Source organism: Bacillus sp. P4_D3 (genome assembly GCF_056401855.1).
In genome coordinates this window covers 1-1,219 of record NZ_JBFUIN010000850.1, presented here as the reverse complement: position 1 = coordinate 1,219, position 1,219 = coordinate 1, and the positions used below count along the sequence as shown (strand labels likewise).

Sequence of the window (1,219 nt, the reverse complement as noted above, 5' to 3'; positions counted from 1 at the left end):
GGGAATTCGTTTTAACCTTAAGGGTGAAACGGCCTATAACATGAATGGAAAGAAAGGTATAGAGTTAAAGTTGAAATATAACACAGTGGTAATCGGCACTCAAAAACCGGACGAATTAAAAAAAGCATTAGACTCGGCACAAAAAGCATAATGAAAATTAATCGTCAACAAACGGGTATCATTGTGGAATAAGAAAGGACATTACATATTAGTCATATAAAATATATAATGTCCTTGAATTTATTTGTTTTTTTAAAATTTAGGTCTTGATAATTAAGTGATCAAAATAGATTCTCATATTTTCGCATTAAGATTATTTCAATAAAAAATATTGCTCATTTTCTTCCTTTTTAAAAACTAATTCTAACTCTTATTAAGCCTTAGAAATATCAACAAATCCTTCTCCAAACACATCACGAACATCGTGTATAGCGATGAACGCAGCCGGATCCGTAGTTTGAACAATCCGCTTTAGCTTCACTACTTCTTGCTTATTAATAACAATATAAAGAATTTCCTTCGGAGTTTTTGTGTAATAGCCATGACCTGAATACACAGTAACCCCTCTGCCCATTAAAGTAGTCACCTTCCCGGCAATTTCATTCGGGTTATCAGAAATAATCGTAATAGCCTTTTTCGGATTCAAACCTTCAATTACAAATTCCATCACTTTCGTTCCTACGTATAGCATAATAATTGTCAGCATCAGTTTTTCTGCACCAATGATGAAATAAGATGAAAACGCAACGATTAAATCGAAGAACAGTAGACCATAGCTAATGCTCCAACCTAAATACTTATGTGTCATCCTCGCTAAAATGGTAGTACCTGCTGTTGTTCCGCCAACACGAATAATTAGACCAATCCCGCATCCTATAAATATTCCTCCGAAAATGGCATTTACCAGCATTTCATCCGAAGTAATATACCAGCCCTCTGTCAAATGAAGAAATAGCGAGTTAGTAACTACAGCAATGATCGTATAAATTGTTGTTATCTTATTCAAAAATTTATAGCCAGCTATTAACAAAAACGCGTTTAGAATTAAGTGACATTATTTTTATTATTATTGGTGCATTTCTTTTTGCGTTAGGTGTGAATTTGTTTGTTATCCCGAACGAGTTTGGTGAGGGCGGGGTAACGGGTATCACGATTATTACCTACTATTTATTTGAATGGTCACCAGGCTTAGTCAACTTAATTCTAAACGCGTTTTTGT

The 1,219-nt window shown here is 34.2% G+C and carries 1 protein-coding gene and 2 pseudogenes; 2 read left to right on the top strand and 1 reads right to left on the bottom strand.

Annotated features, from left to right (window positions below; genetic code table 11):
* Positions 1-151, top strand: a pseudogene (locus AC1DTM_RS27330) (DUF6141 family protein); the annotation flags it as partial.
* A 222-nt stretch (positions 152-373) separates the two neighbouring features.
* Here AC1DTM_RS27330 and AC1DTM_RS27325 read toward each other — a convergent pair.
* Positions 374-1,051, bottom strand: a pseudogene (locus tag AC1DTM_RS27325) (YitT family protein); the annotation flags it as partial.
* A gap of 2 nt (positions 1,052-1,053) precedes the next feature.
* Here AC1DTM_RS27325 and AC1DTM_RS27320 point away from each other — a divergent pair.
* On the top strand, positions 1,054-1,219 hold a 166-nt coding region (locus AC1DTM_RS27320), incomplete at its 3' end, for a YitT family protein (protein ID WP_477001361.1).